Below are 22,795 nucleotides of genomic sequence, written 5' to 3' on the forward strand. Positions count from 1 at the left end.
TGGTTAACCCTCCCGTACGAAGACGGCAACACCATTACGGAGGCGTATCATCCCCTCAGTCACCACTTTGTCGCCTGGTTTGATGCCGTCGATGATTTCGACAATACCCGGCTTGCGACGCCCGATGGTTACAGGTTTCTGATGTGCAATAAGCTGGTCATCAATAACGTAAACAAACATCTGATCGTTAATAGGGACGATGGCTTTTTCCGGAAGGATAATGGCTTCATCCACGCTCCGCAGCAGGCTCACGCGGAGTAACATGCCGGGACGTAATTTATTTTCTTTATTCGGCAAAATGGCCCGCACTAAAATCGAGCGAGTGAGCGGGTCAACCCGCGAATCAATGCTACGGATTTCACCGCGGAACTCTTCACCTGGGTAGGCACCACTACGAGCGACCACTTCCTGCCCTACTTTTAAGCTCGCAAAGAATAATTCAGGAACGTTGAAATCAAGCTTAATTGGGTTCACATCATCGAGTGTGGTGATTTGCTGGCCTGGGCTGACTAACGAGCCGACACTGACATGACGAATCCCGAGGCGGCCATCAAAGGGTGCCACAATGCGTTTCTGTGCTAATTGCGTTTCAGCCACTTCCAACGAAGCAATAATTTCTTTAACCGTGACATCCTGAGATTCTAATTGCTGCTGCGATGCGGCATTTTGGCGGCGCAAATCAACGAGCCGCTGATACTGACGGTTTGCTTCTGCAAGACGGAATTTTAATTCACGGACACGTGCGGTTTCTTCACGGGAATCCAGCTCCACCAACACATCACCTGCTTTCACCAAGTCGCCGTCATCAAAATAAACTGCCATGACAATGTCTTGGGCTTGCGCAGTAACGACAATGGATTCATTCGCTTGTGCGGTACCAAGTGCCTCGATGACATCACGGTATTCACTCATTTGAACTGTTTGCACGCGAACAGGGACGGGATTTTGGGGCCGTTCTTCTTTGCCGGCATTCGGGTCAGCAATTCCCAAAAAGTAGACAACAGCAACTGCTGCAATAAGAAGTATTATCGTGACTGGATTAAATAAGTTTCGTGCTGCCATAAATCCCTCAGGTTACCGCGTTGGCTTCATGTCATTCTATGACACTATTGTAACCTAGTGATTTATCGCAGCACCCCCGCTCATCGGACAATAAACGGGGTTTACCGCAAAAACGAAATGATCACCGGTGATAGGCAGGGCTGAGCTTGTGTACTGCGTCAATAAACGCCAGTGCATGTTCAGGATCAACGCCTGGGTGAATTCCATGTCCTAAGTTAAATACGTGTCCATGACCGTGGCCATAGCTTTCCAGAATAACCGCAACTTCTTCTTCGATACGAGCAGGCGGTGCGTATAACACGCTTGGATCCATGTTTCCTTGTAAGGCTACTTTGTCCTGGACCAAAGCCCGCGCGGTGCCTAAATCCATGGTCCAGTCGACGCCCAACGCATCACAACCGGTCGCTGCCATTTCAGGTAACCAAGCGCCCCCATTTTTGGTGAATAAGGTGACCGGTACTTGGCGGCCATCGGCTTCACGAGTTAAACCGGCGACAATCTTTTTCATGTACTGCAACGAGAATTCGCGATAATCACGCGGGCTTAACACCCCACCCCAAGTATCAAAAATCATGACCGCTTGTGCACCTGCGGCAATCTGAGCGTTTAAGTAGGTGGTGACAGATTCTGCTAATTTACTCAGTAGCATGTGCATCGCAGCAGGTTCACTGAACATCAGCTTCTTCACTTCGCTGAAGTTTTTCGTGCTGCCCCCTTCGACCATGTAGGTAGCCAAGGTCCATGGACTGCCCGAGAAACCAATTAAAGGAACCTGGCCATCTAATTCACGGCGAATGGTACGAACAGCATCCATGACATAGCGTAATTCTTGTTCAGGATCTGGAATTCCTAGGTTTTCAATCGCTGCGACATCACGCAATGGACGCTCAAACTTGGGGCCTTCACCGGTTTCAAAATACAGTCCAAGCCCCATCGCATCTGGGATGGTCAAAATATCTGAAAACAAAATCGCCGCGTCTAACTTGAATCGGCGTAATGGTTGCAAGGTAACCTCACATGCTAACTCAGCATTTTTACACAATGCCATGAAATCACCGGCTTGGGTGCGCACTTCCCGATATTCTGGAAGATATCGACCCGCTTGGCGCATCATCCAAATAGGCGTCCGTTCGGTCGGCTGACGCAACAACGCACGCAAATAGAGATCATTCTTTAATTCAGACATTTTCATACATCCAAGTTAACCAGAGAGTAAAGGACACTATCTTATCAGATTGGGCGATTTTTTTCCTGATCAATTTCAGCCTTTAGCCGCATGATCAGCTTATTTGCGATTGTTCCAGGTTGTGGAATGAGCGGGAGATGATCGATATCAAACCAACCGCCTTCTTCCAACTCAAAAGGATCAATCCGTACATCCCCACTTTCCCATTCGGCTAAAAAACCCATCATCAATGAGTTTGGGAATGGCCACGATTGACTCAGTACATAACGTGGGTTTTTAATGCGAATACCCGCCTCTTCCATCACCTCACGCGCTAAGGTTGTTTCGAGCGGCTCACCTGCCTCAACAAAGCCTGCCAATACCGAATACTGACCTTTAGGATGACGTTTACTACGCGCTAATAATATTTGTCGTCCCTTACGAATCGCCACAATAATACAAGGTGAAATGCGTGGGTAGCAGCGGTGCTGACAGGTGTGGCAATGCATCGCAATTTCCCAATCAACGGCTTGCATCCGAGCGCCACAACGACCACAGTATCGATGAGTCGGTAAAAAATCGGCGATTTGTTTCGCTCGAGCGGCCATCGCGAATAACTCATCGTCAGACCCGATCACCAACTCACGCACGCTTAAAAACTCGCCCACGACTGAGAAGTTTAAATCACCAAAATCAGCAATGATCAAATAGCAGCTGCGCTCCCGCAACTCACCAATATAGACCGTGGTATAGTCATTCAGATCAGGGAATGGCAACTCCTCTAAAAAGCCATGTGGAATTTGCCGTTCCTCGGTCATCAATAACTCACCCCCTGAGATGACGAACCACCACGCAGGTTCATCAGCAGCTGGGCGTTGATAAGGTTTTGTCATAACGCTAACCTGAATTAAAAGCCAAAATAAGTTGACGCTAGCTTAGCATCATCAGTAGATTGGTGGCTATGAATGAAATGGAGAACCCTATGTTAACGCGAAATGAATTGGCGAAGCAGCGTTGGGGCGGTGCCCATGCCGCCATCGATGCGTGGCTACAAGAACGACAAAATTTACTGGTCGAATACTTTATGTTGGCAGGGTTAGCCCCTTATGGACGTGAAACACAAGCGCTCCCTGCCGCAACAGACATCACCCACTTCACGGGGTTACTGATGGATTATGTGTCCGCAGGACACTTTGATATTTATGAGAAAATCGTCCGCAATAGCCATGAAGCACCCGATGAATTATTGCAGCACGCGAAAGAAGAATTGTTGCCGCGGATTGGTGAAACAACCAACGTGGCACTCGATTTTCATGATCGCTATGCGCACATTACGCCGGACACGGAGCTGCCAACATTTGATGATGACTTATCAGTACTAGGTGTGGCGCTAAGCCTGAGAATGGAACTGGAGGATCAGTTAGTCACAATGCTAGAGCAGCACCAGCTGCTCTAGCTTGCATCATTGCAATTAGAACAGCTCAACCGCTGCTTCATCTGACTCAGGGTCGATAATACCCAATAGCTCAACTTCGAATACGAGCGTTGCGTGAGGTGGGATTTGGCCCCCTGCTGCACCTCGCTCGCCATAAGCTAAGTGAGGTGGAATCACAAAGCGGTATTTATCACCAACGCTCATCAACTGAACGCCTTCTACCCAACCGCCAATCACACGGTTCAGAGGAAACACAATCGGTTCACCACGCTCAACCGAGCTGTCAAAAACCTCACCATTAATTAAAGTACCATGATAATGGACTTCAACCAGGTCGGTTTCTTTTGGTTTTGGACCGTCTTCACCTTGTGCAAGAATTTCATACTGGAGACCTGACTCAGTTACGGTGACTTCTGCACGCTGTGCGTTTTGTGCTTGGTAAGCATCCCCTTCTGCTTGCGCTTGGCCACCGACCACACTCGCGTGTTGCTCAGCATATTGCATTTGCATCAAGGTAATCAGCTCTTCTGCTTCTGCTTGGGAAATTTTTGCTTCCCCTTTCAATGCATCAACAAAACCAGCAATGACTAAATCGCGCTCGAGCACCATTTCTGCTTGCTCTTGGCGGTCCAGCGTGTCACCCACAAATTCACCTAACGTTGAACCAACGGCATACGCCATCCGCTCTTGTTCACTTTCCGGAGCGGTTTCACTTACCGGATATTGCTCTTGTTGTTGTATACACCCTGCTACCGCAAACGCAATGACGGTCAACGCTAAGGGTTTTTTTAATTGTTTCATCAATTGTCTCCAGGATTGAATTATCTGTCAGAGTAAGTTGTAATTCGTCGCACTTCGTATACTACACACATTTAGGGGCATTTGCCTATGGCTGGACAGCATCAAGATGAATTATTACATCGTATCGCGGACCTAGAAAGTCGCTTCGCCTTTCAGGAAGATACCATCGAAACACTTAACCAATTGGTAACACAGCAGGCCGACGAACTTAGCAACATGCAACGTAAGATGCAGTTATTGATTGAAAAGTTCCAACAACTGAATGAACACCGTAGTGATTTGCCGATCAATCCTGCCGATGAGATTCCCCCTCATTACTAACTTGTTGGAAACTTGACCTGATTTCATTGACCCCGTATAACAGATGTTCAACATTTGTGAGGGAATCATGTCAATTCAACATCCTATCATCGCGGTAACGGGGTCATCTGGTGCAGGCACCACCACAACCAGCCAAGCGCTGCGGCATATTTTCCGCTCGCTTGAGGTCCAAGCCGCAACGGTCGAAGGGGACAGCTTTCACCGTTATTCGCGTCCTGAGATGGAAGTTGCGATCCGTAAAGCCCAGGAACAGGGGCGCCATATCAGCTATTTCGGCCCTGAGGCAAATGACTTTATTCGACTTGAAGCCTTATTTAAGCAATATGGCGCGACCGGAACAGGAGAAACGCGGCGCTACTTACACACCTTTGACGATGCTGTTCCCTACAACCAACTGCCAGGCACCTTCACGCCTTGGGAGCCATTACCCGATAACACGGATTTACTGTTTTATGAGGGGCTTCACGGTGGGGTCTGCGGCGATGATTATAATGTCGCCCAATACGTGGACTTGCTGATTGGCATGGTGCCTATTGTCAACTTAGAATGGATTCAGAAATTATTACGGGATACCTCAGAACGGGGGCATTCTCGAGAGGCAGTCACCCAAAGCATCATTCGGAGTATGGAAGACTATATCCATCATATCGTGCCACAGTTTTCTCGCACCCATATCAACTTTCAACGGGTGCCTACGGTGGATACATCCAACCCCTTTAGCGCTAAAGATATCCCTTCGCTGGATGAAAGCTTCGTGATCATTCGCTTCCGCGGGATTAAGAATGTGGATTTCCCCTATTATTTACGCATGATTGATGGCTCATTTATGTCACGCATGAATACCTTAGTCGTGCCCGGCGGGAAAATGGGGTTCGCCATGGAACTGATCCTCACCCCAGTAGTGGAAGAACTATTAGCCAAAAAACGCACCGCGCAAGCGCGTTAAAGCCACAGGCACTGATACTCTGCCCCTTGGTCTTGCGCTAACAACGGCGTCAAGTAATTCATGATGGTGGTAGCCTGTTCTGTGAGCCCATAGGGTGGATTAATAAACAACATCCCGCAGCCATTAAAACGGCTGGCGTCGGTGGCTGAACGCACCAGCAAGTCCATCACATACACCTGCTCAACCCCACGAATTACTTTCACTTTTTGGTGAAAATCACCGACCACTAAGGGATCTTTGATGGGATACCAAACAGCATAGGTTCCCGTTGCCCAACGCCGTACTCCCGCCGTTAGTGCAGCGACAATCTGTTCGAATTCATCACGTTGTTCAAACGGTGGATCAATCAACACCATGCCCCGCTTTTGAGGCGGCGGCACGAGAGCTTTGAGTGCAGCATAACCATCTGTCGCAGTCATTACTTTAATTTGGCGAGCAGCCGGGAATTCATTCGCATTTGCCGCCAGCAGCAAGCTGTCTTGCGGATGCTTTTCGCACAAAATAAGACTATCTTGCGGACGCAAATGGAGGGCACTTAACCACGGGGAGCCGGGATACCAACGCAATTCCCCATTCTCATTTAATTGCTTTACCGCCTCAACGTAGGGGGCAATAGCGGCCGGCACATCGGAACGTTCGAGTAAACGAGCGACACCCGCCATTGCTTCGCCAGTTTTAGTCGCTTCCTCGCCGGTTAAGTCATACATGCCGATGCCGGCGTGCGTATCGAGAACCCAAAATGGTTTTTCTTTGTTCTGCAAATAGCGCAACGCCACGCATTGAACAACATGCTTGAGAACATCGGCAAAATTGCCCGCGTGATAGCTGTGGCGATAATTCATTTACTCGGTCTCAATCGCGAAACTATGAGTGATCTGCACTGAGGATTCCAACATTTTGGCCACCGAACAGTACTTGTCGGCAGACAACGCCACCGCACGTTCAACATGATGTTCCGCAAGGTCGGTACCACGCACCAAAAAATGCAAATAAATGGTGGTAAATACCGCAGGAATCGCATCGGCGCGCTCCCCTTTGACATGGCATTGCACACCCGCAACCTGCTGCCGTGCTTTTTGTAAAATACTGACCACATCAACCGATGAGCATCCGCCGGCAGCCATTAACACCAATTCCATAGGGCTGGCGGCGACTGCTTTATCGCCGTCCATGACTACCGCATGCCCGGTTCCTGATTGGCCATCAAACACCAACCCATCACGCCAAGTGACTGTGGCTTCCATCGTTGCTGCCATCATTAACTCCTTACTCAGCTTGTTTCATTAGAATCGTAAACCCGGAGACAACTTATCCGGTAGGCTCACCGCTTCTGCTTCTACGGAGGCAACTGGGTAAGCACAGTAATCGGCCGCATAATAGGCGCTGGGTCGATGGTTACCACTGGCTCCTACGCCGCCAAATGGTGCCGCACTGCTTGCCCCGGTAATAGGTTTATTCCAATTCACAATGCCGGCACGAATGCGCTGATAGAAATAACGATAGGTTTCTTCACTGTCACACAAAATTCCAGCTGATAAACCGTATTTGGTGTTATTGGCTTCGGTAATTGCCGCATCAAAATCGGTGTAACGATAAACTTTCAGCAAGGGTCCGAAATGTTCCACGTCAGGCATATCCGTCATCGCCGTCACATCAAGAATACCTGGGGTAACAAAGCCCAAACTCTGATCTTTATGCAGCATTTTCAATAAGGTTTTTGCTCCCGCAGCAAGGAGATCATCCTGCGCTTGAACCATTGCCGCTGCCGCTTGGGCCGAAATCATTGAGCCCATGAAAGGTTGCGGATCGGCTTCATAGTCATCCACCAAAATATTCTCAGTGACTTCAATCAAGCGTTTGATAATGGCATCCCCTTGCGGGCTTTGCTCCACGAACAAACGACGCGCACAAGTACAGCGTTGGCCCGAAGTGATAAATGCAGACTGCACAATGTCATGAACTGCGGCATCAATGTCAGCCACATCTTTCACGATTAATGGGTTATTGCCGCCCATTTCTAAGGCTAAAATCTTATCGGGGTGCCCACCAAATAACTTATGCAGCACATGCCCCGTATTGGAGGACCCGGTAAAGAACAAGCCATCAATTTGTGGATGTGCGGACAGCGCTTTGCCGGTTTCAACCAAGCCTTGCACCAAGTTCAATACGCCCTTAGGTAAGCCTGCTTGCTCCCATAGTTTGACTGTGTATTCAGCAACTTTAGGGGTGAGCTCACTCGGCTTAAATACCACAGTGTTACCGGCTAATAGCGCAGGAACAATGTGGCCATTCGGCAAATGACCAGGGAAGTTATAAGGGCCATAAACTGCCACCACACCGTGCGGTTTGTGGCGAATAAAGGCTTTGGCACCTGGCATGGGGTTTTCTACCAATCCAGTACGTTCATGATAAGCACGCTCAGAAATTGCCACTTTGCCAATCATGGCTGCCACTTCGGTGAGGGTTTCCCAAATTGGCTTGCCGGTTTCTTCCGCAATTAAATGGGCAAAACGCTGTTTATTGTGTTCTAACAACGCCGCAAACTGTTGGCAAATTGCAAGGCGTTCGCTAAAAGGCGTTTCGGTCCATGCAACAAACGCACGACGCGCTGCCATCACAGCCGCATCAACTTGCTCATCATTTGCTGCTCGGGCTTCCCAGATCACTTCATTGCGAGCGGGGTTAATGGACTTAAATAACTCGCCGCCACCAGCCACCCAGTGGCCATCGATAAACAAATTTTGATCAGACATTAGTTTGCTCCTGTCAATGCGACAAATCGAACGTAGTCGCCTGCTTGCACCCGCAATGCGGCTGCGACTTCGGCGTCGATAATTACCTGCTCCGGCTCAGCCACGAGTGGTGCTTGCAATGCTCTAAAATCAGCAACGCGGGTGTTGCAGATAATGAATCTCGGGCTCGAGCTTGGTACCGCACCAATTTTAACGGGCAGTCGTTTACTTTCACGGACGCTGCGAATATTTTCTACTTCGGCTTCCACGGTCGGGCCCGCATCGAAAATATCCACATACCCACGGAAGCGGAATCCTTCACTTTGCAGCATGGTTAATGCTGGTCGCGTGTTTTCGTGAACTTTGCCAATCACGGCTTGCGCTTCGGGTGGCAATAAGTTCACGTAAATCGGTAGTTTCGGCATGAGTTCATAAACAAAAGTTTTTTCACCCACACCGGTCAGATAATCCGCTTGCGTAAAATCAATGGAAAAGAAATGCTCTTTTAACCACCCCCAAAACGGGGATTCTCCATGAGCATCAGATACACCACGCATTTCGGCAATGGTGATATCGCTAAAACGGTTGCGAAACTCCGCCATAAATAACATGCGAAAACGAGACAGTACGCGACCATTCATATTTTTACGAAATGGCTCACGTAGAAATAAAGTACATAGCTCACTCACCCCCGTGTAATCGTTACACAAGGTGAGGGTTTGCAAGGTATTGTAAACACCAAGCTCTCTAGAATGGTGGACCACGGTCCCGACATGATAATGGTAGAATGCGTCCGACAACCCAACGGCAGCCTCAATTGCACTGCAACCGACAATCTCTCCCGTGGCAGTGTCTTCCATCACAAACAAGTACCCTTCCTCACCCGGTTCGCTAACGCGTTCCCTTGCGAAGGCTTCCTGTGCGCGAGCAATTCGTCGCCGCAAGAGTCCTTCATCAATCGGTAATGAGGTGAAACCATGGCCGGATTCCACTGCACAGGTATATAACGCCGCATAATCCTGCGGCGTGATTGGGCGCACCACTAACATAACGAATCTCCGCTGAACTTATCCAGCCAGCTTCGCAACAGCTCGTTCAAAGCGCGCAAGACCTTCGACAATGTCTTGCTCTGGAATAATTAATGACGGGGTAAACCGAATCACATTCGGGCCCGCAACTAACACCATCACACCTTCATCAGCCGCAGCATTCAAGAAGTCACGTGACTTGCCGGCAAAAGCATCAGTGAGTTCAGCACCGATCAATAACCCTTGGCCGCGAATGTCTTTGAAGATGTTATAGCGCGCATTAATAGCAGCTAAAGCTTCTTTAAATTGTTGTTCACGTTGCTTCACGCCGGCCAACGTCTCCGGGGTATTCACCACATCGAACACAGCTTCGGCCACCGCACAAGCCAGCGGGTTGCCGCCGTAGGTGCTGCCGTGGGTACCTGGTTTTAAATGGCTCGCAATCGCTGCCGTTGTCAACATTGCACCAATAGGGAAACCGCCCCCTAAGGCTTTCGCCGTGGATAAAATATCTGGCGTTACGCCAAGAGCTTCATACGCATACAGATGACCTGTACGACCGAAACCTGTTTGAACTTCATCAAAAATGAGCAACGCATTGTGACGGTCACACAACTCACGCACGCCTTTCACGAACTCGGCAGAAGGCGTAATGACGCCACCTTCACCTTGCAGAGGTTCCATGATGACTGCGCAGGTTTTTTCGGACATCAACTGTTCTAAGGCAGCGAGATCGTTATAGTCAACGTGCTCGATGGCGCCAGGCTTAGGTCCGAACCCATCTGAGTAAGCCGCTTGGCCACCGACCGTTACGGTAAAAAACGTACGACCATGGAAGCTTTTGTTAAACGAGATAATTTGGTTTTTAGTTTCACCATAGTTATCCAATGCCCAGCGACGTGCCAATTTTAGCGCAGCTTCGTTCGCCTCAGCGCCCGAGTTAGCGAAATAGACGCGCTCAGCAAAAGTAGCAGAGGTCAATTTTTGGGCAAGGCGAATGGCCGGCTCGTTGGTAAAAACGTTACTTAAATGCCAGAGTTTATTCCCTTGCTCGGTCAGCGCTTTTACCATGGCTGGATGGCAATGCCCCAAACAGTTCACAGCAATCCCACCAGCAAAATCGACATATTCTTTGCCTTCTTGATCCCACACCCGCGAGCCTTCGCCTTTCACTGGAATCATATTGGCTGGATTATAGTTGGGTACCATCACCTCATCAAAATCCGCACGCTGAACGCTTAAATTCTTAGACATAACCATCCCCCATTGCCGTAATCATTGGTCACTATTAACCTGAATTTGGTTTTCAAAAAGTGGCTCTATTATTGCAGAAAAAACCAACGCTGTCGTGGGCTGGTGAGAGAATTAAGTGAATGTTTCGGAAGGCTTAGTTTGAATTGCATGAGGCCTGCATAACTATGCAGGATTAGCTCACCCGCTTGAATAATTAAGCTGGTTTTTGCGGATTTAAGGAAGCCTCAGAATAGCCACAGGCAAGCAGAAACTGGCGTAGCACCGCATGCCCGTAGTCAGTTTCAATCGCTTCAGGATGGTATTGCACTCCCCAAACTGGCCATTGCTGATGACGTATTGCCATCACTTCACGCCGCCCATCTGCTAAGGATATCCAGGCATCCACCACTAATTCTGCGGGAATGGTGTCGGCGTCGAGCAACAAGGAATGATAACGTGCCACCTTGAATGGCGATGGCAACCCGACGAACAACCCTTCTCCGTGATGTTCTAGGAGGGATGTTTTACCATGCATAACTTGCGCCGCACGTACTACTTGGGCACCAAAATATTGGCCAATGGCTTGATGCCCTAGGCACACTCCTAATATCGGCAGTTGTCCAGCAAAGGCACCGATAGCAGCCAGTGAAATCCCGGCATCGTCAGGAGTACCGGGACCAGGTGAAATCACTAGACCGCGTAGCGGCAATGCTTGGATTGCCGCCAGTTCAATTTCATCATGACGAACCACAACAACTTCTGCCCCCAACTCGCGCAAATAATGCACCACGTTGTGGGTAAAAGAATCGTAGTTATCAATCATTAACAACATAGTTTATGGCCGTGGCACAAAACCGATGGCGTCATAAACACGCTGTAACGTGACTTGTGCATGAGCCTGAGCCGCTTCAGCACCGCGCCGCATCACGTCATTCAAATAGCTCCGGTCATGTCGGTATTCTTGATAACGTTGCTGAATCGGCGCCAGCATTTCTACCACCGCAGCAGCCGTATCTGTTTTCAAGTGCCCATACATTTTATCTGCGTACTCAGGCACTAATTCCTCAATGGAACGCCCCGTTGCTGCCGACAAAATAGATAGTAAGTTAGAAACCCCTGCTTTTTCAGCAGGATCAAAATAGATACGCGCTTGCTCATCCGAGTCGGTCACCGCACGTTTCAGTTTTTTCGTGATAACTTTCGGATCTTCCAGCAAACCAATAAAATTATTCACGTTATCGTCAGATTTGGACATCTTTTTGGTGGGATCTTGAAGGCTCATGACCCGCGCGCCCACTTCTGGAATAAAGGGTTCTGGTACGGTGAAGACGTCCCCATAAATGTTATTGAAGCGAATCGCAACATCACGCGCCAGCTCCAAGTGTTGCTTCTGATCATTGCCTACCGGCACTTCATTCGCTTGGTAGAGCAGAATATCGGCAGCCATCAACGCTGGGTATGTAAAGAGTCCGGCATTCACGTTATTGGTGTGACGATCGGCTTTATCTTTAAACTGCGTCATCCGGTTTAATTCGCCCATTTGCGTGTAGCAATTCAGCACCCAGGCTAATTGGCTATGTTCAGCAACGTGCGACTGCACAAACACCACACTTTTATCGGGATCAAGCCCACAGGCAAGGTATAACGCCAACCCATCTAAAGTCGCTTCACGCAATTGCTCAGGATCTTGGCGCACGGTAATCGCGTGCAGATCCACCAGCATAAAACGGCAATCATGGGTTTCTTGCATGGTCACCCACTGCCGTAAAGCACCGATATAGTTACCAATGGAAAGTTGTCCAGAAGGCTGACAGCCACTTAGTACAATGGGTTTACTCATCATTCATCGATTCCGTTATTGTGCTACTTTGGCAAGTTCGTCACGCATGGCACGAATCACTTGCGCATAATCAGGTTGGTTAAAGATTGCAGAGCCCGCCACAAACATATCGGCGCCTGCCGCGGCTATCTCCGCGATATTTTCGACTTTCACGCCGCCATCAATTTCGAGTCGGATTGGCCGCCCACTTTGCTTAATGCGTTGCCGTGCCTCGCGTAATTTATCGAGCGTTGATGGAATAAACGACTGGCCACCGAAGCCTGGATTCACTGACATCAGTAAGATGACGTCCACTTTATCCATCACATAGTCGAGGTAATGCAAGGGCGTGGCTGGGTTAAAGACTAAACCTGCTTGACACCCAGCATCACGGATTTGCTGTAAGGAGCGATCGATATGGGTCGACGCTTCTGGGTGAAAGGTAATGATCGATGCCCCTGCGGCGGCAAAGTCAGCAATCATTCGATCCACCGGTTGGACCATTAAATGCACATCAATGGGTGCGGTGATGCCATAGTTACGCAACGCCTGACACACCATAGGGCCAATGGTCAGATTCGGTACAAAATGGTTATCCATGACGTCAAAATGAACGACATCAGCGCCTGCGGCTAATACTGCGGACACCTCCTCGCCTAAACGAGCGAAGTCTGCAGACAAAATGGATGGTGCAATTAAAAAATCGCGCATAGCTGCCCCTAGAGTCATTGAAGTGGCCCTAGTGTACCAAAGCTCAATCTGCTTGGCAGTTAAAAATCATCAACTAGGCATGGCAGTTGGGTAAAAAAACTGCTATTTTATGGGTTCTTGACTGCCGCGGAGATGCACATGAAACTGTCAACCTTGTCAGCAATTCTCGTGTTTAACCTAGTGCTTGCATGCGCTGTGGTCGCTGCTGCGTGGCAATCTCACCCCGACGCGCCAGTGGCTAATGCTTGCGTCGCATCGGTGCCGGCATCATCAACGCCTGAGCCCACCGCCGAAGCAGCCACCTGCGCTACGACAGACACCGACATTCGTCAAATCACCTGGAGCAATTGGCTATCAGGAAAAAGTCGTTCAGCTCAGTTTCACTTTTTAGATTTATTTGAATTGTTGTTTGGTTCAACCGATAAGAAACATGACTATCAACCCTTTTGACGAAACAACCTCAAAGCCTTCTTTTTGGGCGGTCATTTGCAGCATTCTTGCTGCTTTGTTTGGCGTACAATCAGAGCGCAACCGACAACGTGACTTTAAGCATGGGAGTCCCGCTGTATTCATCACCGTCGGTGCGATCTTTATTGTGCTATTTGTGCTTACCTTGATACTGATTGTGAACTGGGTGCTGCCGAGTTCATAATCCCCGAATGGCGAAGCAGAGCGTCAATTTGGGGCTCTCGACCACGAAATTGTTTAAACAATTCCATCGCATCCCGCGAACCGCCTTGCTCTAAAATGGCCTGCAAGAAGTCAGCCCCTGTGGTGCGGTTAAAAATTCCATCTTCTTCAAACTTCGCAAAGGCATCGGCCGATAGCACTTCCGCCCATTTGTAGCTGTAATAACCTGCTGCGTAGCCACCCGCAAAGATATGCGCAAAACTATGTTGGAAGCGGTTATATGCAGGTGGAAGTACGACGGCAACTTCTGCTCGCACTTGATCCAAAGTATCCTGAATAAAGCTCGCAGGAGCACCCGTTTGATAGTCACGATGAATCCGTAAATCAAATAAGCTGAACTCTAATTGACGTACCATTTGCATGGCCGACTGGAAATTACGGGCCGCTAGCATTTTCTCAAGCAAGGCTTGTGGCAGCGGCTCTCCGGTCTCGTAATGCCCTGAAATCAAGGCTAAGGCTTCAGGCTCCCAGCACCAGTTTTCAAGGAACTGCGACGGCAATTCCACGGCATCCCAAGCCACTCCATTAATCCCTGAAACACCCGCTACATCCACCTTCGTCAAAAGGTGGTGCAAGCCATGGCCGAACTCATGGAACAAGGTAATCACTTCATCATGAGTAAACAACGCAGGTTTGCCGTCAACCGGGCGATTAAAGTTACAGGTCAGATAAGCCACTGGGTGCTGCAAGGTTCGCTCCGCAGTGTTCCGCCGGACCGCGCATTCCGCCATCCACGCCCCGCCCCGTTTACCACTACGGGCATATAAATCCAGATAGAAGCTGCCGCGGAATTCATTGTGCTGATCGTGGATCTCAAAATAACGTACCTGAGGATGCCAAGTGACTGTGGGCTGTTCATTAATACGCAAGCCAAACAAGCGCTCGACGACCTTAAACAGACCTTGCACCACCTGATGCTCTGGGAAATACGGCCGTAACTGCTCATCAGAAATTGCATACTCTTGTTGCTTTAGTTTCTCACTATAATAAGCCACATCCCACGCGTTTAATTCGGTCACCCCATCTAATTCACGCGCAAATTGAACCACGTCTTGGTATTCCGCTTCTGCTTGTGCATGGGAACGTTGCGCAAGGTCAGCTAAAAACTGTTCCACTTGTTGGGTGGATTCTGCCATTTTGGTTGCAATCGACAACTCAGCGTAATTGGCAAATCCCAATAACTGCGCGAGCTCGTGGCGTAATGCTAAGATCTGCTGCATCAACTGAGTATTATCAAACTGCCCCGCTTGTGGCCCTTGATCTGACGCGCGCGTGGTGAATGCCTCATAGAGCTGACGCCGTAATGTAGCGTCATCGGCATAGGTCATCACGGCAAGATAACTCGGGAAGTCCAATCCAAAGCGCCACCCTTGCTGATCATGTTCTGTCGCAGCAGCGCGGGATGCCGCAATCGCGCTTTCGGGCAAGCCTGCCAGTTGTGCTTCATCAGTCACTAATAAATGCCAGCTATCCGTGGCATCCAATAAATGGTTGCTAAACTGCGAGGTTAACTCAGAAAGCTGCGCTTGAATTTCTGCGTACCGTTGCTTTTGCTCGGCCGGCAACGCAATGCCTGAAAGCTCAAAATCACGCAAAGTATGTGTGATCACTTGCTGCTGTGCGGTGGTTAACTGGGTGAACGCAGCGCTATCACGAAGGTTTTTAAACGCGCGATAAAGTCCCTCATGTTGCCCCACAAAGGTGCCGTATGCTGCCAATAATGGTAAGCACTGATCATGAGCTTCGCGCAGCTCAGGCTCACTCATCACCGCATTCAGATGGGACACTGGTGACCAGCTTCGTTCCAATAAATCATCGGCCTGTTCGAGTGGCGCGACCAACCCATCCCAGCTAAAATCCCCTTGTTCCAATACCTGCTCAATGGTCGTTTTGCAGTCAGCAATGCGCTGCTCAATCGCAGCCACGATATGAGACGGTTTTATTTGATCAAACGGGGGCAAATGATAATCGCTGAGTAAAGGGTTTTGACTCATGGAACGTCCTCTTTAATAATGCAGTTACTTCATCATACACTATAACATGCGGCTTCTTGAGTGATATTCAAGAGCACGCTTAACCACAGGGTTCACTATGACAGGCTTGTATCATTCCCGCCTACGCCATACCTTTACCGCGCTCATTGCCAGCGTGGCATTGGCTGGTTGTAGCACCACCATGACTTCAACTCCCACTGAGTCGACCCAGCATACAGGGCAATCCGGCCAGCAAGTACAGTTTGACGACTTATATGATCGGGGTTTGTATCATGCCTCAGGCGTGGGCCCCACCCGTTGGCTCAGTGATGGCTCCGGGTACACGGTATTAGAGCCTGCCTCTGCAGGAGGGCAGTCACTAGTCCGTTATCACCCCGCCACGCAACAACGGGACGTGCTCGTTGCTGCAGACAAACTGCGACCTAGCCCCAGCGAGGAGCCATTAACAATTGCCGATTACAGCTGGTCCGACGATGGGCAAAAGTTGCTGATTTTTACCAACACCAAACGCTCTTGGCGAACCCATACTTTGGGGGACTACTGGGTGTTTGACCTAGCGACCCAACAATTGCAAAAGCTGGGTGGTAGTGCTGAGCCATCGACGTTGCAATTTGCCAAATTCAACCCAGCGGCAACACGCGTTGCCTATGTGATGAAAAACAATATTTATGTTGAAGAGTTGGCGACCCGCCGTATTACTCAGCTCACCCACGATGGCAATGACACCATCGTTAACGGCACCTTTGACTGGGTGAACGAAGAAGAATTCATGTTGCGTGATGGTTTCCGTTGGAGCCCCGATGGCCAATACATCGCTTATTGGCAGCTTGATACAGAGGGAACACCTCTGTTCACGATGATCAACAACACCGACTCGCTGTATCCAACCGTGAAACAATTTCCTTATCCCAAAGTAGGGGAAACCAACGCAGCGATGCGGATTGGCGTATTGCCTGCGCAAGGTGGTAAAACCCGTTGGATGAAGATTCCAGGGGACCCGCGCCAACATTATCTAGTGCGCATGCAATGGGCAGGAAATAGTTCGCAACTACTGATCCAGCAACTCACTCGCTCACAAGCCGTCAACATTGCCTTTTTAGCAGATATTGCAACGGGCCAAGCGCGTCCACTGGTGACCGAAACCACCGACAGCTGGGCAGAATATGTCGATGACGTTGAGTTTATTCAGGGAGGCCAAGCCTTTACCTGGCTGAGCGAGCGCAGCGGCTACCGTCATCTTTATCGTGTACAGCGCGATTCTGGCCGAATCCAAGCCATCACACGTGGCCACTGGGATGTCATTGAAGTTCTGCAAATCAATGAAGCCAATGGCTGGGTCTATTTCATTGCTTCTCCTGAGAACCCACTGGAGCGCTACCTATTCCGTGCCAGCTTAGACGGCAGTGGGAAATTAGAGCGCCTTACTCCCGCGCAACCTGGCACTCATAGTTATCAACTCTCTGCAAATGCAAACTATGCCGTCCACACTTATTCCAACATTGCACAGGTTCCTGTGGTCGACATGATCAGTTTGCCTGATCATCGCAGTATTCGTGTCATCAAAGACAATGTTCGTGCTCAACAGGCATTTGACCAGCTGCAACGCGGTGAGTTTGAATTCTTCCAAGTCGAAGCTCGCGATGGTTTAGTGTTAGATGGTTATTTGATGAAACCCACCAACTTTGACCCCAACCAGCGCTACCCCATTGTCTTTTATGTGTACGGCGAACCTTGGGGGCAAACGGTGAGTAATAGTTGGGGTGGTGAACGCATGCTATTCCATACCTATTTAACTCAGCAGGGCTATATCGTGGCCTCGGTGGATAACCGTGGCACGCGCTCACCTCGTGGTTTTGAATGGCGTCGGTCCATTTATAAAAACCTGGGAGATATTACCGTTCGTGACCAATACGACGCCTTACAAGGTATGTTGCAACGTTGGTCGTTTATTGATGCCGATCGGGTCGGTATTTGGGGCCACAGTGGCGGCGGTTCACAAACCTTGAATGCCATGTTCCGTTATCCTAATGCTTATCATGTTGGCATCGCCTTAGCGCCCGTTCCAGACCTCACGCTCTATGACACGATTTACCAAGAACGGTATTCCGGTCTGTTGCCTGAGGCCGCTGAGCGCTACCGCGAAACGTCCGCAATTACTCATGCCAGCGCACTGGCAGGGCGCTTGTTGTTGGTGCATGGCACCGCGGATGACAACGTTCACTTTCAAGGCACCGAACGATTGGTGAATGAACTGATTAAACATGGGAAGCAATTCGATTATTTTGCATATCCAAACCGTACCCATGGAATTCACGAAGGGAAAGGCACAACTCGCCACCTGCGCACCATGATGGCAGACTTTTTACAACGTTATTTGCCGGTGAACGATTCCTCGACCTCACAATAATCTAAGTATTGGTTGCTCAGCACGGTCATCCCGTGCTGACGCAGCCATTGTTCAGCCGCTTGATAGTCGGCTGAATAACGCGCGACCAATTGCCAGAATGCAGCACTGTGGTTGAACTCTTGTAAATGACACAGTTCATGAATCACGACATTCCGTACCACCCATGACGGCGCCAGCCACAATTTCCAACTAAAGCGCAACGCTCCGCTCCGCGTACAGTGCCCCCACTTACTCGAAAAATCGCCCACGGACCACGTACGAGGCGTTAACTCAGCCACTTGCCAATGCTGGAAAAAGTCATCGAGCCATTGTTGCGCTTGTGCTTGATACCACCCGCGCACCAATTGATGGGCAGTGGTTGGTAATGGACTGCGGGCTGCCAACGTCAGTTGGAGTTCACTGCCCACTCGCTCGATTCGCTTACGCGTTCCCCGCGCGATCACGAGGGTTAACGGTTGCCCCAACCAGCGTATTTGCTCCCCCGTTTGCCACTGACGCAGTGGCAAATGACGCAACTGAGCTTGCTGACTTTCCAGATGTTTTCGAGCCCATGCAGCCTTCGCCTGTACCACCGCCGCAATGGTGTCATTGGATGCATCTGCAGGCGCTAACACATACAACTCTCCCCCACTAACTTTCAAAGCAATGTGGCGGCGGCGGGGACTGCGATTGATTTTATAGATTAGGCTCATCGGATTTTTCATGGCATTCAGCGTGAGTTCTCGGGTGGGTTACATTGCACCGAGCGTCCTTTTCAGCGATCATAGCCATTATTCATTTAAAAATCTGTAGCTATAAGCATGTCCAAGGAGTTATGCACATGAGTCGACATTATGATTATCTTGCCATTGGAGCGGGTAGCGGCGGTATCGCCTCAGCGAACCGAGCTGCAATTCGTGGTGCCAAAGCCGCGGTCATTGAGGCCAAAGCGGTGGGCGGGACTTGCGTTAACGTCGGCTGCGTTCCGAAAAAGGTCATGTGGTTTGGCGCGCATATTGCTGAGGCGATTAAGTACAGCTCAGCATACGGCTTCCAATTAGAGCAAAAAGGATTCGATTGGAGCACCTTGGTGCAAAACCGTGAAGCCTATATCGAACGAATCCATGGCGCTTATCATCGCGGTTTTGCTGGCAATGGTGTCGATTATATTGAAGGTTTTGCTCGCTTTGTTGATGCCAACACGGTTGAAGTGAATGGCGAACGTATTACAGCAGATCACATCACCATCGCCGTCGGTGGCCGCCCGTTGATTCCACAAATTCCTGGCGCCGAATATGGGATGGATTCAGACGGTTTCTTCGCACTGACCGAACAACCCAAAAAAGCGGTGGTTGTTGGAGCCGGTTACATCGCCGTAGAAATTGCTGGTGTCCTGCACGCACTTGGAACCGATGCTCATTTAATGGTGCGCGGCGACCGCCCTTTGCGCTATTTTGACCAGGATATCACCACTGCCTTGCTCGAACGCATGCAACAAGATGGTCCAACACTCCACACCAACTCTGTCGTTGCTCGAGTAGAAAAAGATGCCACCACGAACCTACTAACCCTGCATACCGAAGCTGGGGAAATAATTGATGGCATTGACTGTCTGATTTGGGCCATTGGCCGTGAACCTGCCACCGATGCCATCAACCTTGAAGCAGCGGGTGTGGTCACCGATGAGCAAGGGTTTATCCGCACCGATAAATACCAAAACACCAACGTCAAAGGAATTTACGCGGTAGGTGATATCACCGGCGAAGCACAATTAACACCGGTCGCGATCAAAGCAGGTCGGTTACTCGCGGAGCGCCTGTTTAACAAAGACCTTCCCGATGCACATATGGACTATAGTTTGATTCCAACCATCGTCTTTAGTCACCCGCCAATTGGTACCGTTGGCCTTACCGAGGCCGAAGCACGGGAGCAGTATGGCGATGCAGTCAAAGTGTATCGTTCACAGTTTGCGGCCATGTATAACGCGGTAACACCGCACCGTGCGCTGAGCACCTTTAAGCTGGTTTGCGTCGGTGCCGATGAAAAAGTGGTCGGCCTCCACGGTCTTGGTGAAGGCATGGACGAAATTCTGCAAGGTTTTGCTGTTGCGATTAAAATGGGCGCAACGAAAGCAGACTTTGATGCCACCGTCGCTCTGCACCCTACCAGTGCAGAAGAGTTTGTGACGATGAGGGGCTAAGGTAGTAAAACTGAAAGGCCAGGGCGAGATCGTGAACGTTTCTTATCCACCTGAGCGAAAGCTAAACGATCAGTTTGACGATCCAGTGTAGTCGTGATCTTATACTCTCTTTTCGGGGAGTAAAGCCATGTATATCGAAGCCTTCACCACACACTTTGGCGAATTATCTGACAATCATCAATTAGCAAAAGTGGCTTATCCGCTTGAGGATATTTTATTTATCACCTTGTGTGGTGTTGTCGTATTAACTGGATGCAGGCTGTGCACGAAAGCACCGAAGGGCAGCTCGCACCTACCATGTGTTAAGCGCTAATGACGTGAGCAAAGCGTTCCCGCAATGGCCTAAGCTAAAGACGCTCGGCATGAGCATGCGCTTCCGCCAACAACAAGGAAAGCCGCCCGAGCTGACATACCGTTACCATATCAGCTCAGCGTCATTGAGTGAGAAACAACTGGCCGAAGCGGTACGTTCTCATTGGGCTGTAGAGAACAGCCTTCATTGGGTTCTGGACGTCAGCATGGGTGAAGACGACTGTCAAATCCACCAGAACCACGGTGCCGAAAACTGGTCGATGCTGCGCCATCTGGCGCTCAACATGCTGCGTGCAGAGTCATCAAAAGGCAGCATACCAGCTAAGCAAAAACGGGCTTGGATGAAAGCCAGCTATCTGGAAGCTGTGCTAACAGCGGGCTTCAGCAGCATGATTAATTAATGAGCATTCATGCGGTTGCCCTGCTTGTTTTCCTGATTGGAATTGCAAATTAACGTTAATAGCTACCATCAATTATGTCTTGTTTTAGCGATAGTCTGAGGATCTATATCCAGCTTATGTAAGAACTTCAAGTACCATTCATAGTGGTCACTATTTAATTTTATTCCGGCATCACCAAACATTTTAAGTGTATCTACAGGTGAATTTCCCCATTTATCTTTTATTGTCAAATCAGCACCGTTATCCAATAAGTAATTGGCTATTTCAAAGTTTTTAATTGCAATTGCGCTATGAATCGGTGTTTTGCCATTTGGACCAACAGCGTTTATGTCAGCGCCATAGGACACAAGTAGTTTGACGTTGCTAGGTTTTGTAGCCACGACAGCTTGGAATAGAACCCCATATTTTAAATAGCTATCTAATGTATTTGGGTCTGCTCCTATCTCTAAGAGAATTTGCAAGAATCCTTCATTCTCTGAAATTGCAGCTTGCTCCATTACAACCAAGCGCTCTCTTGGATTTCCCTGCTCATTTCTAAAGTTGAAAGTGGCACCATTTTCTAATAAAAATTTAAAAATACGTAAGTCGTTATTCATTATTGCTAATAACAACAAAGAATTACCATTTTCATCTACTAGATTTGGATTCCCCCCATCTAGCACATACTTTTTTAAAGACCCTAAATCAGAGCTTTTTATATAGGAAAATGCTTTATTTTCGCTAGGAGCCACACTCTCAACTCCGCATGACACAATCAATAATGCAACCAACAAGACCTTTAAGTGCGTATAATTCATCTCAACTACCTTCCTGAAAACTGTGAAATTGAGTGTCTACCGAGAGGGCTATCATACCAGGGCGAGATCGTGAACAATTCTTAACCACCTGAGCGAAAGCTAAACGATCAGTTTGACGATCCAGTGTAGTCGTGATCTTATACTCTCTTTTCAGGGAGTAAAGCCATGTATATCGAAGCCTTCACCACACACTTTGGCGAATTATCTGACAATCGTCAATTAGCAAAAGTGACTTATCCGCTTGAGGATATTTTATTTATCACCTTGTGTGGTGTTATCGCTGGAGCCGAAGGCTGGAGCGAGATCCGAGATTATGCTGACGGCCACCTTGACTGGTTTCAACAGCATGGTTACCTGCGCGAGGGCGTCCCCGTTGATGACACCATTGCCCGTACCATTTCGCGTATCGACCCAGAGCAGTTCAGAGCCTGCTTTATTAACTGGATGAAGGCGGTGGAAGATGCGTTTGCTGAGACACGCAAAGCGCCCCTTGGTGGTTTAACCTTCGAGCAAAAACGGGGTCGCATAGAAGCCCGAACATACCATGTGTTAAGCGCTAATGACGTGAGCAAAGCGTTCCCGCAATGGCCTGAGCTAAAGACGCTTGGCATGAGCATGCGCTTCCGCCAACAGCAAGGAAAGCCGCCCGAGCTGACATACTGTTACTATATCAGCTCAGCGTCATTGAGTGAGAAACAACTGGCCGAAGCGGTACGTTCTCATTGGGCTGTAGAGAACAGCCTTCATTGGGTTCTGGACGTC

At 49.2% G+C, this 22,795-nt stretch carries 24 protein-coding genes and 1 pseudogene; 10 read left to right on the forward strand and 15 right to left on the reverse strand.

Annotation, left to right across the window (positions count from 1 at the left end; genetic code table 11):
* Window positions 1-3: 3 nt before the first annotated feature.
* The 3 genes from BLP64_RS09465 to nudC all read right to left on the reverse strand — a co-directional run bounded on the left by BLP64_RS09465 (window position 4) and on the right by nudC (window position 3,120).
* Entirely contained in the window at window positions 4-1,062 is a 1,059-nt protein-coding gene (locus tag BLP64_RS09465) for an efflux RND transporter periplasmic adaptor subunit (RefSeq protein WP_092593815.1), read from the reverse strand.
* Window positions 1,063-1,183: 121 nt separating this feature from the next.
* Window positions 1,184-2,254: a uroporphyrinogen decarboxylase gene (gene hemE / locus BLP64_RS09470; protein ID WP_407681269.1), complete on the reverse strand. Its 1,071-nt coding sequence runs from the start codon at window positions 2,252-2,254 to the stop codon at window positions 1,184-1,186.
* Between the two features lie 38 nt (window positions 2,255-2,292).
* Window positions 2,293-3,120: an NAD(+) diphosphatase gene (gene nudC / locus BLP64_RS09475; protein WP_092593817.1), complete on the reverse strand. Its 828-nt coding sequence runs from the start codon at window positions 3,118-3,120 to the stop codon at window positions 2,293-2,295.
* An 89-nt stretch (window positions 3,121-3,209) separates the two neighbouring features.
* Between nudC and rsd the strand changes: the two genes are divergently transcribed.
* Window positions 3,210-3,683, forward strand: a complete 474-nt coding sequence (gene rsd / locus BLP64_RS09480) for a sigma D regulator (RefSeq protein ID WP_092593818.1) — start codon at window positions 3,210-3,212, stop codon at window positions 3,681-3,683.
* 15 nt (window positions 3,684-3,698) lie between these two features.
* Here the strand turns inward: rsd and BLP64_RS09485 are convergent, their stop codons facing one another.
* The gene (locus tag BLP64_RS09485; RefSeq protein WP_092593819.1) at window positions 3,699-4,463 is read right to left on the reverse strand and encodes an FKBP-type peptidyl-prolyl cis-trans isomerase; all 765 of its coding nucleotides are present in this window, start codon (window positions 4,461-4,463) and stop codon (window positions 3,699-3,701) included.
* A gap of 87 nt (window positions 4,464-4,550) precedes the next feature.
* On the opposite strand from BLP64_RS09485, the gene BLP64_RS09490 reads away from it, so the two are divergent.
* Together BLP64_RS09490 and BLP64_RS09495 are read left to right on the forward strand one after the other, a co-directional pair.
* A complete protein-coding gene (locus BLP64_RS09490; RefSeq protein ID WP_092593820.1) occupies window positions 4,551-4,784 on the forward strand; it encodes a SlyX family protein in 234 nt (77 codons plus the stop codon).
* Between the two features lie 67 nt (window positions 4,785-4,851).
* On the forward strand, window positions 4,852-5,730 hold the full coding sequence (locus BLP64_RS09495) for a phosphoribulokinase (protein WP_092593821.1): 879 nt from the start codon (window positions 4,852-4,854) through the stop codon (window positions 5,728-5,730).
* On the opposite strand, the gene BLP64_RS09500 is transcribed toward BLP64_RS09495, so the two are convergent.
* The 8 genes from BLP64_RS09500 to rpe form a co-directional block, all read right to left on the reverse strand.
* Complete coding sequence (locus BLP64_RS09500; RefSeq protein ID WP_092593822.1) at window positions 5,727-6,572, reverse strand: 23S rRNA (adenine(2030)-N(6))-methyltransferase RlmJ; 846 nt, start codon at window positions 6,570-6,572, stop codon at window positions 5,727-5,729. The two genes, BLP64_RS09495 and BLP64_RS09500, sit on opposite strands and share 4 nt — an antisense overlap.
* The gene (locus tag BLP64_RS09505; protein WP_176754966.1) at window positions 6,573-6,974 is read right to left on the reverse strand and encodes an OsmC family protein; all 402 of its coding nucleotides are present in this window, start codon (window positions 6,972-6,974) and stop codon (window positions 6,573-6,575) included.
* A gap of 39 nt (window positions 6,975-7,013) precedes the next feature.
* On the reverse strand, window positions 7,014-8,483 hold the full coding sequence (astD, locus tag BLP64_RS09510) for a succinylglutamate-semialdehyde dehydrogenase (protein ID WP_092593824.1): 1,470 nt from the start codon (window positions 8,481-8,483) through the stop codon (window positions 7,014-7,016).
* Window positions 8,483-9,511 (reverse strand): arginine N-succinyltransferase, encoded by a 1,029-nt coding sequence (gene astA, locus BLP64_RS09515; RefSeq protein ID WP_092593825.1) that lies wholly within the window; start codon window positions 9,509-9,511, stop codon window positions 8,483-8,485. The genes astD and astA overlap by 1 nt, the downstream gene beginning before the upstream one ends.
* Window positions 9,512-9,529: 18 nt before the next feature.
* Window positions 9,530-10,744, reverse strand: coding sequence for an aspartate aminotransferase family protein (locus tag BLP64_RS09520; RefSeq protein ID WP_092593826.1), 1,215 nt, complete (start codon window positions 10,742-10,744; stop codon window positions 9,530-9,532).
* Window positions 10,745-10,937: 193 nt separating this feature from the next.
* Window positions 10,938-11,555 (reverse strand): anthranilate synthase component II, encoded by a 618-nt coding sequence (locus BLP64_RS09525; RefSeq protein ID WP_092593827.1) that lies wholly within the window; start codon window positions 11,553-11,555, stop codon window positions 10,938-10,940.
* A 3-nt stretch (window positions 11,556-11,558) separates the two neighbouring features.
* Window positions 11,559-12,563, reverse strand: a complete 1,005-nt coding sequence (gene trpS, locus BLP64_RS09530; RefSeq protein WP_092593838.1) for a tryptophan--tRNA ligase — start codon at window positions 12,561-12,563, stop codon at window positions 11,559-11,561.
* Window positions 12,564-12,578: 15 nt separating this feature from the next.
* Complete coding sequence (gene rpe / locus BLP64_RS09535) at window positions 12,579-13,253, reverse strand: ribulose-phosphate 3-epimerase (RefSeq protein ID WP_092593828.1); 675 nt, start codon at window positions 13,251-13,253, stop codon at window positions 12,579-12,581.
* 138 nt (window positions 13,254-13,391) lie between these two features.
* Between rpe and BLP64_RS09540 the strand changes: the two genes are divergently transcribed.
* Window positions 13,392-13,703 carry a hypothetical protein gene (locus tag BLP64_RS09540; protein WP_092593829.1) on the forward strand — a complete coding sequence of 104 codons (312 nt, stop codon included), beginning with the start codon at window positions 13,392-13,394 and terminating at the stop codon, window positions 13,701-13,703.
* Window positions 13,684-13,905, forward strand: a complete 222-nt coding sequence (locus BLP64_RS09545) for a DUF2970 domain-containing protein (protein WP_092593830.1) — start codon at window positions 13,684-13,686, stop codon at window positions 13,903-13,905. The genes BLP64_RS09540 and BLP64_RS09545 overlap by 20 nt, the downstream gene beginning before the upstream one ends.
* Here BLP64_RS09545 and prlC read toward each other — a convergent pair.
* A complete protein-coding gene (gene prlC, locus BLP64_RS09550; RefSeq protein WP_092593831.1) occupies window positions 13,862-15,937 on the reverse strand; it encodes an oligopeptidase A in 2,076 nt (691 codons plus the stop codon). The genes BLP64_RS09545 and prlC overlap by 44 nt on opposite strands.
* Window positions 15,938-16,034: 97 nt before the next feature.
* On the opposite strand from prlC, the gene BLP64_RS09555 reads away from it, so the two are divergent.
* Complete coding sequence (locus BLP64_RS09555) at window positions 16,035-18,344, forward strand: S9 family peptidase (protein WP_233340146.1); 2,310 nt, start codon at window positions 16,035-16,037, stop codon at window positions 18,342-18,344.
* Here BLP64_RS09555 and BLP64_RS09560 read toward each other — a convergent pair.
* Entirely contained in the window at window positions 18,308-19,036 is a 729-nt protein-coding gene (locus tag BLP64_RS09560) for a M48 family metallopeptidase (RefSeq protein WP_176754965.1), read from the reverse strand. The two genes, BLP64_RS09555 and BLP64_RS09560, sit on opposite strands and share 37 nt — an antisense overlap.
* A 128-nt stretch (window positions 19,037-19,164) precedes the next feature.
* Between BLP64_RS09560 and gorA the strand changes: the two genes are divergently transcribed.
* The 3 genes and pseudogenes from gorA to BLP64_RS09570 form a co-directional block, all read left to right on the forward strand.
* The gene (gorA, locus tag BLP64_RS09565; RefSeq protein ID WP_092593833.1) at window positions 19,165-20,523 is read left to right on the forward strand and encodes a glutathione-disulfide reductase; all 1,359 of its coding nucleotides are present in this window, start codon (window positions 19,165-19,167) and stop codon (window positions 20,521-20,523) included.
* A 127-nt stretch (window positions 20,524-20,650) separates the two neighbouring features.
* Complete coding sequence (locus BLP64_RS10925; RefSeq protein ID WP_233340147.1) at window positions 20,651-20,836, forward strand: transposase family protein; 186 nt, start codon at window positions 20,651-20,653, stop codon at window positions 20,834-20,836.
* Window positions 20,799-21,236, forward strand: a pseudogene (locus BLP64_RS09570) (ISAs1 family transposase); the annotation flags it as partial. The gene BLP64_RS10925 and the pseudogene BLP64_RS09570, both read left to right, overlap by 38 nt.
* Before the next feature lie 68 nt (window positions 21,237-21,304).
* Here BLP64_RS09570 and BLP64_RS09575 read toward each other — a convergent pair.
* A complete protein-coding gene (locus BLP64_RS09575; RefSeq protein ID WP_092593834.1) occupies window positions 21,305-22,033 on the reverse strand; it encodes an ankyrin repeat domain-containing protein in 729 nt (242 codons plus the stop codon).
* A 165-nt stretch (window positions 22,034-22,198) separates the two neighbouring features.
* Between BLP64_RS09575 and BLP64_RS09580 the strand changes: the two genes are divergently transcribed.
* The coding region (locus BLP64_RS09580) for an ISAs1 family transposase (protein ID WP_143001093.1) at window positions 22,199-22,795 on the forward strand (597 nt) is incomplete at its 3' end.

This window comes from Pseudidiomarina indica, assembly GCF_900104245.1.
GTDB lineage: Bacteria > Pseudomonadota > Gammaproteobacteria > Enterobacterales > Alteromonadaceae > Pseudidiomarina > Pseudidiomarina indica.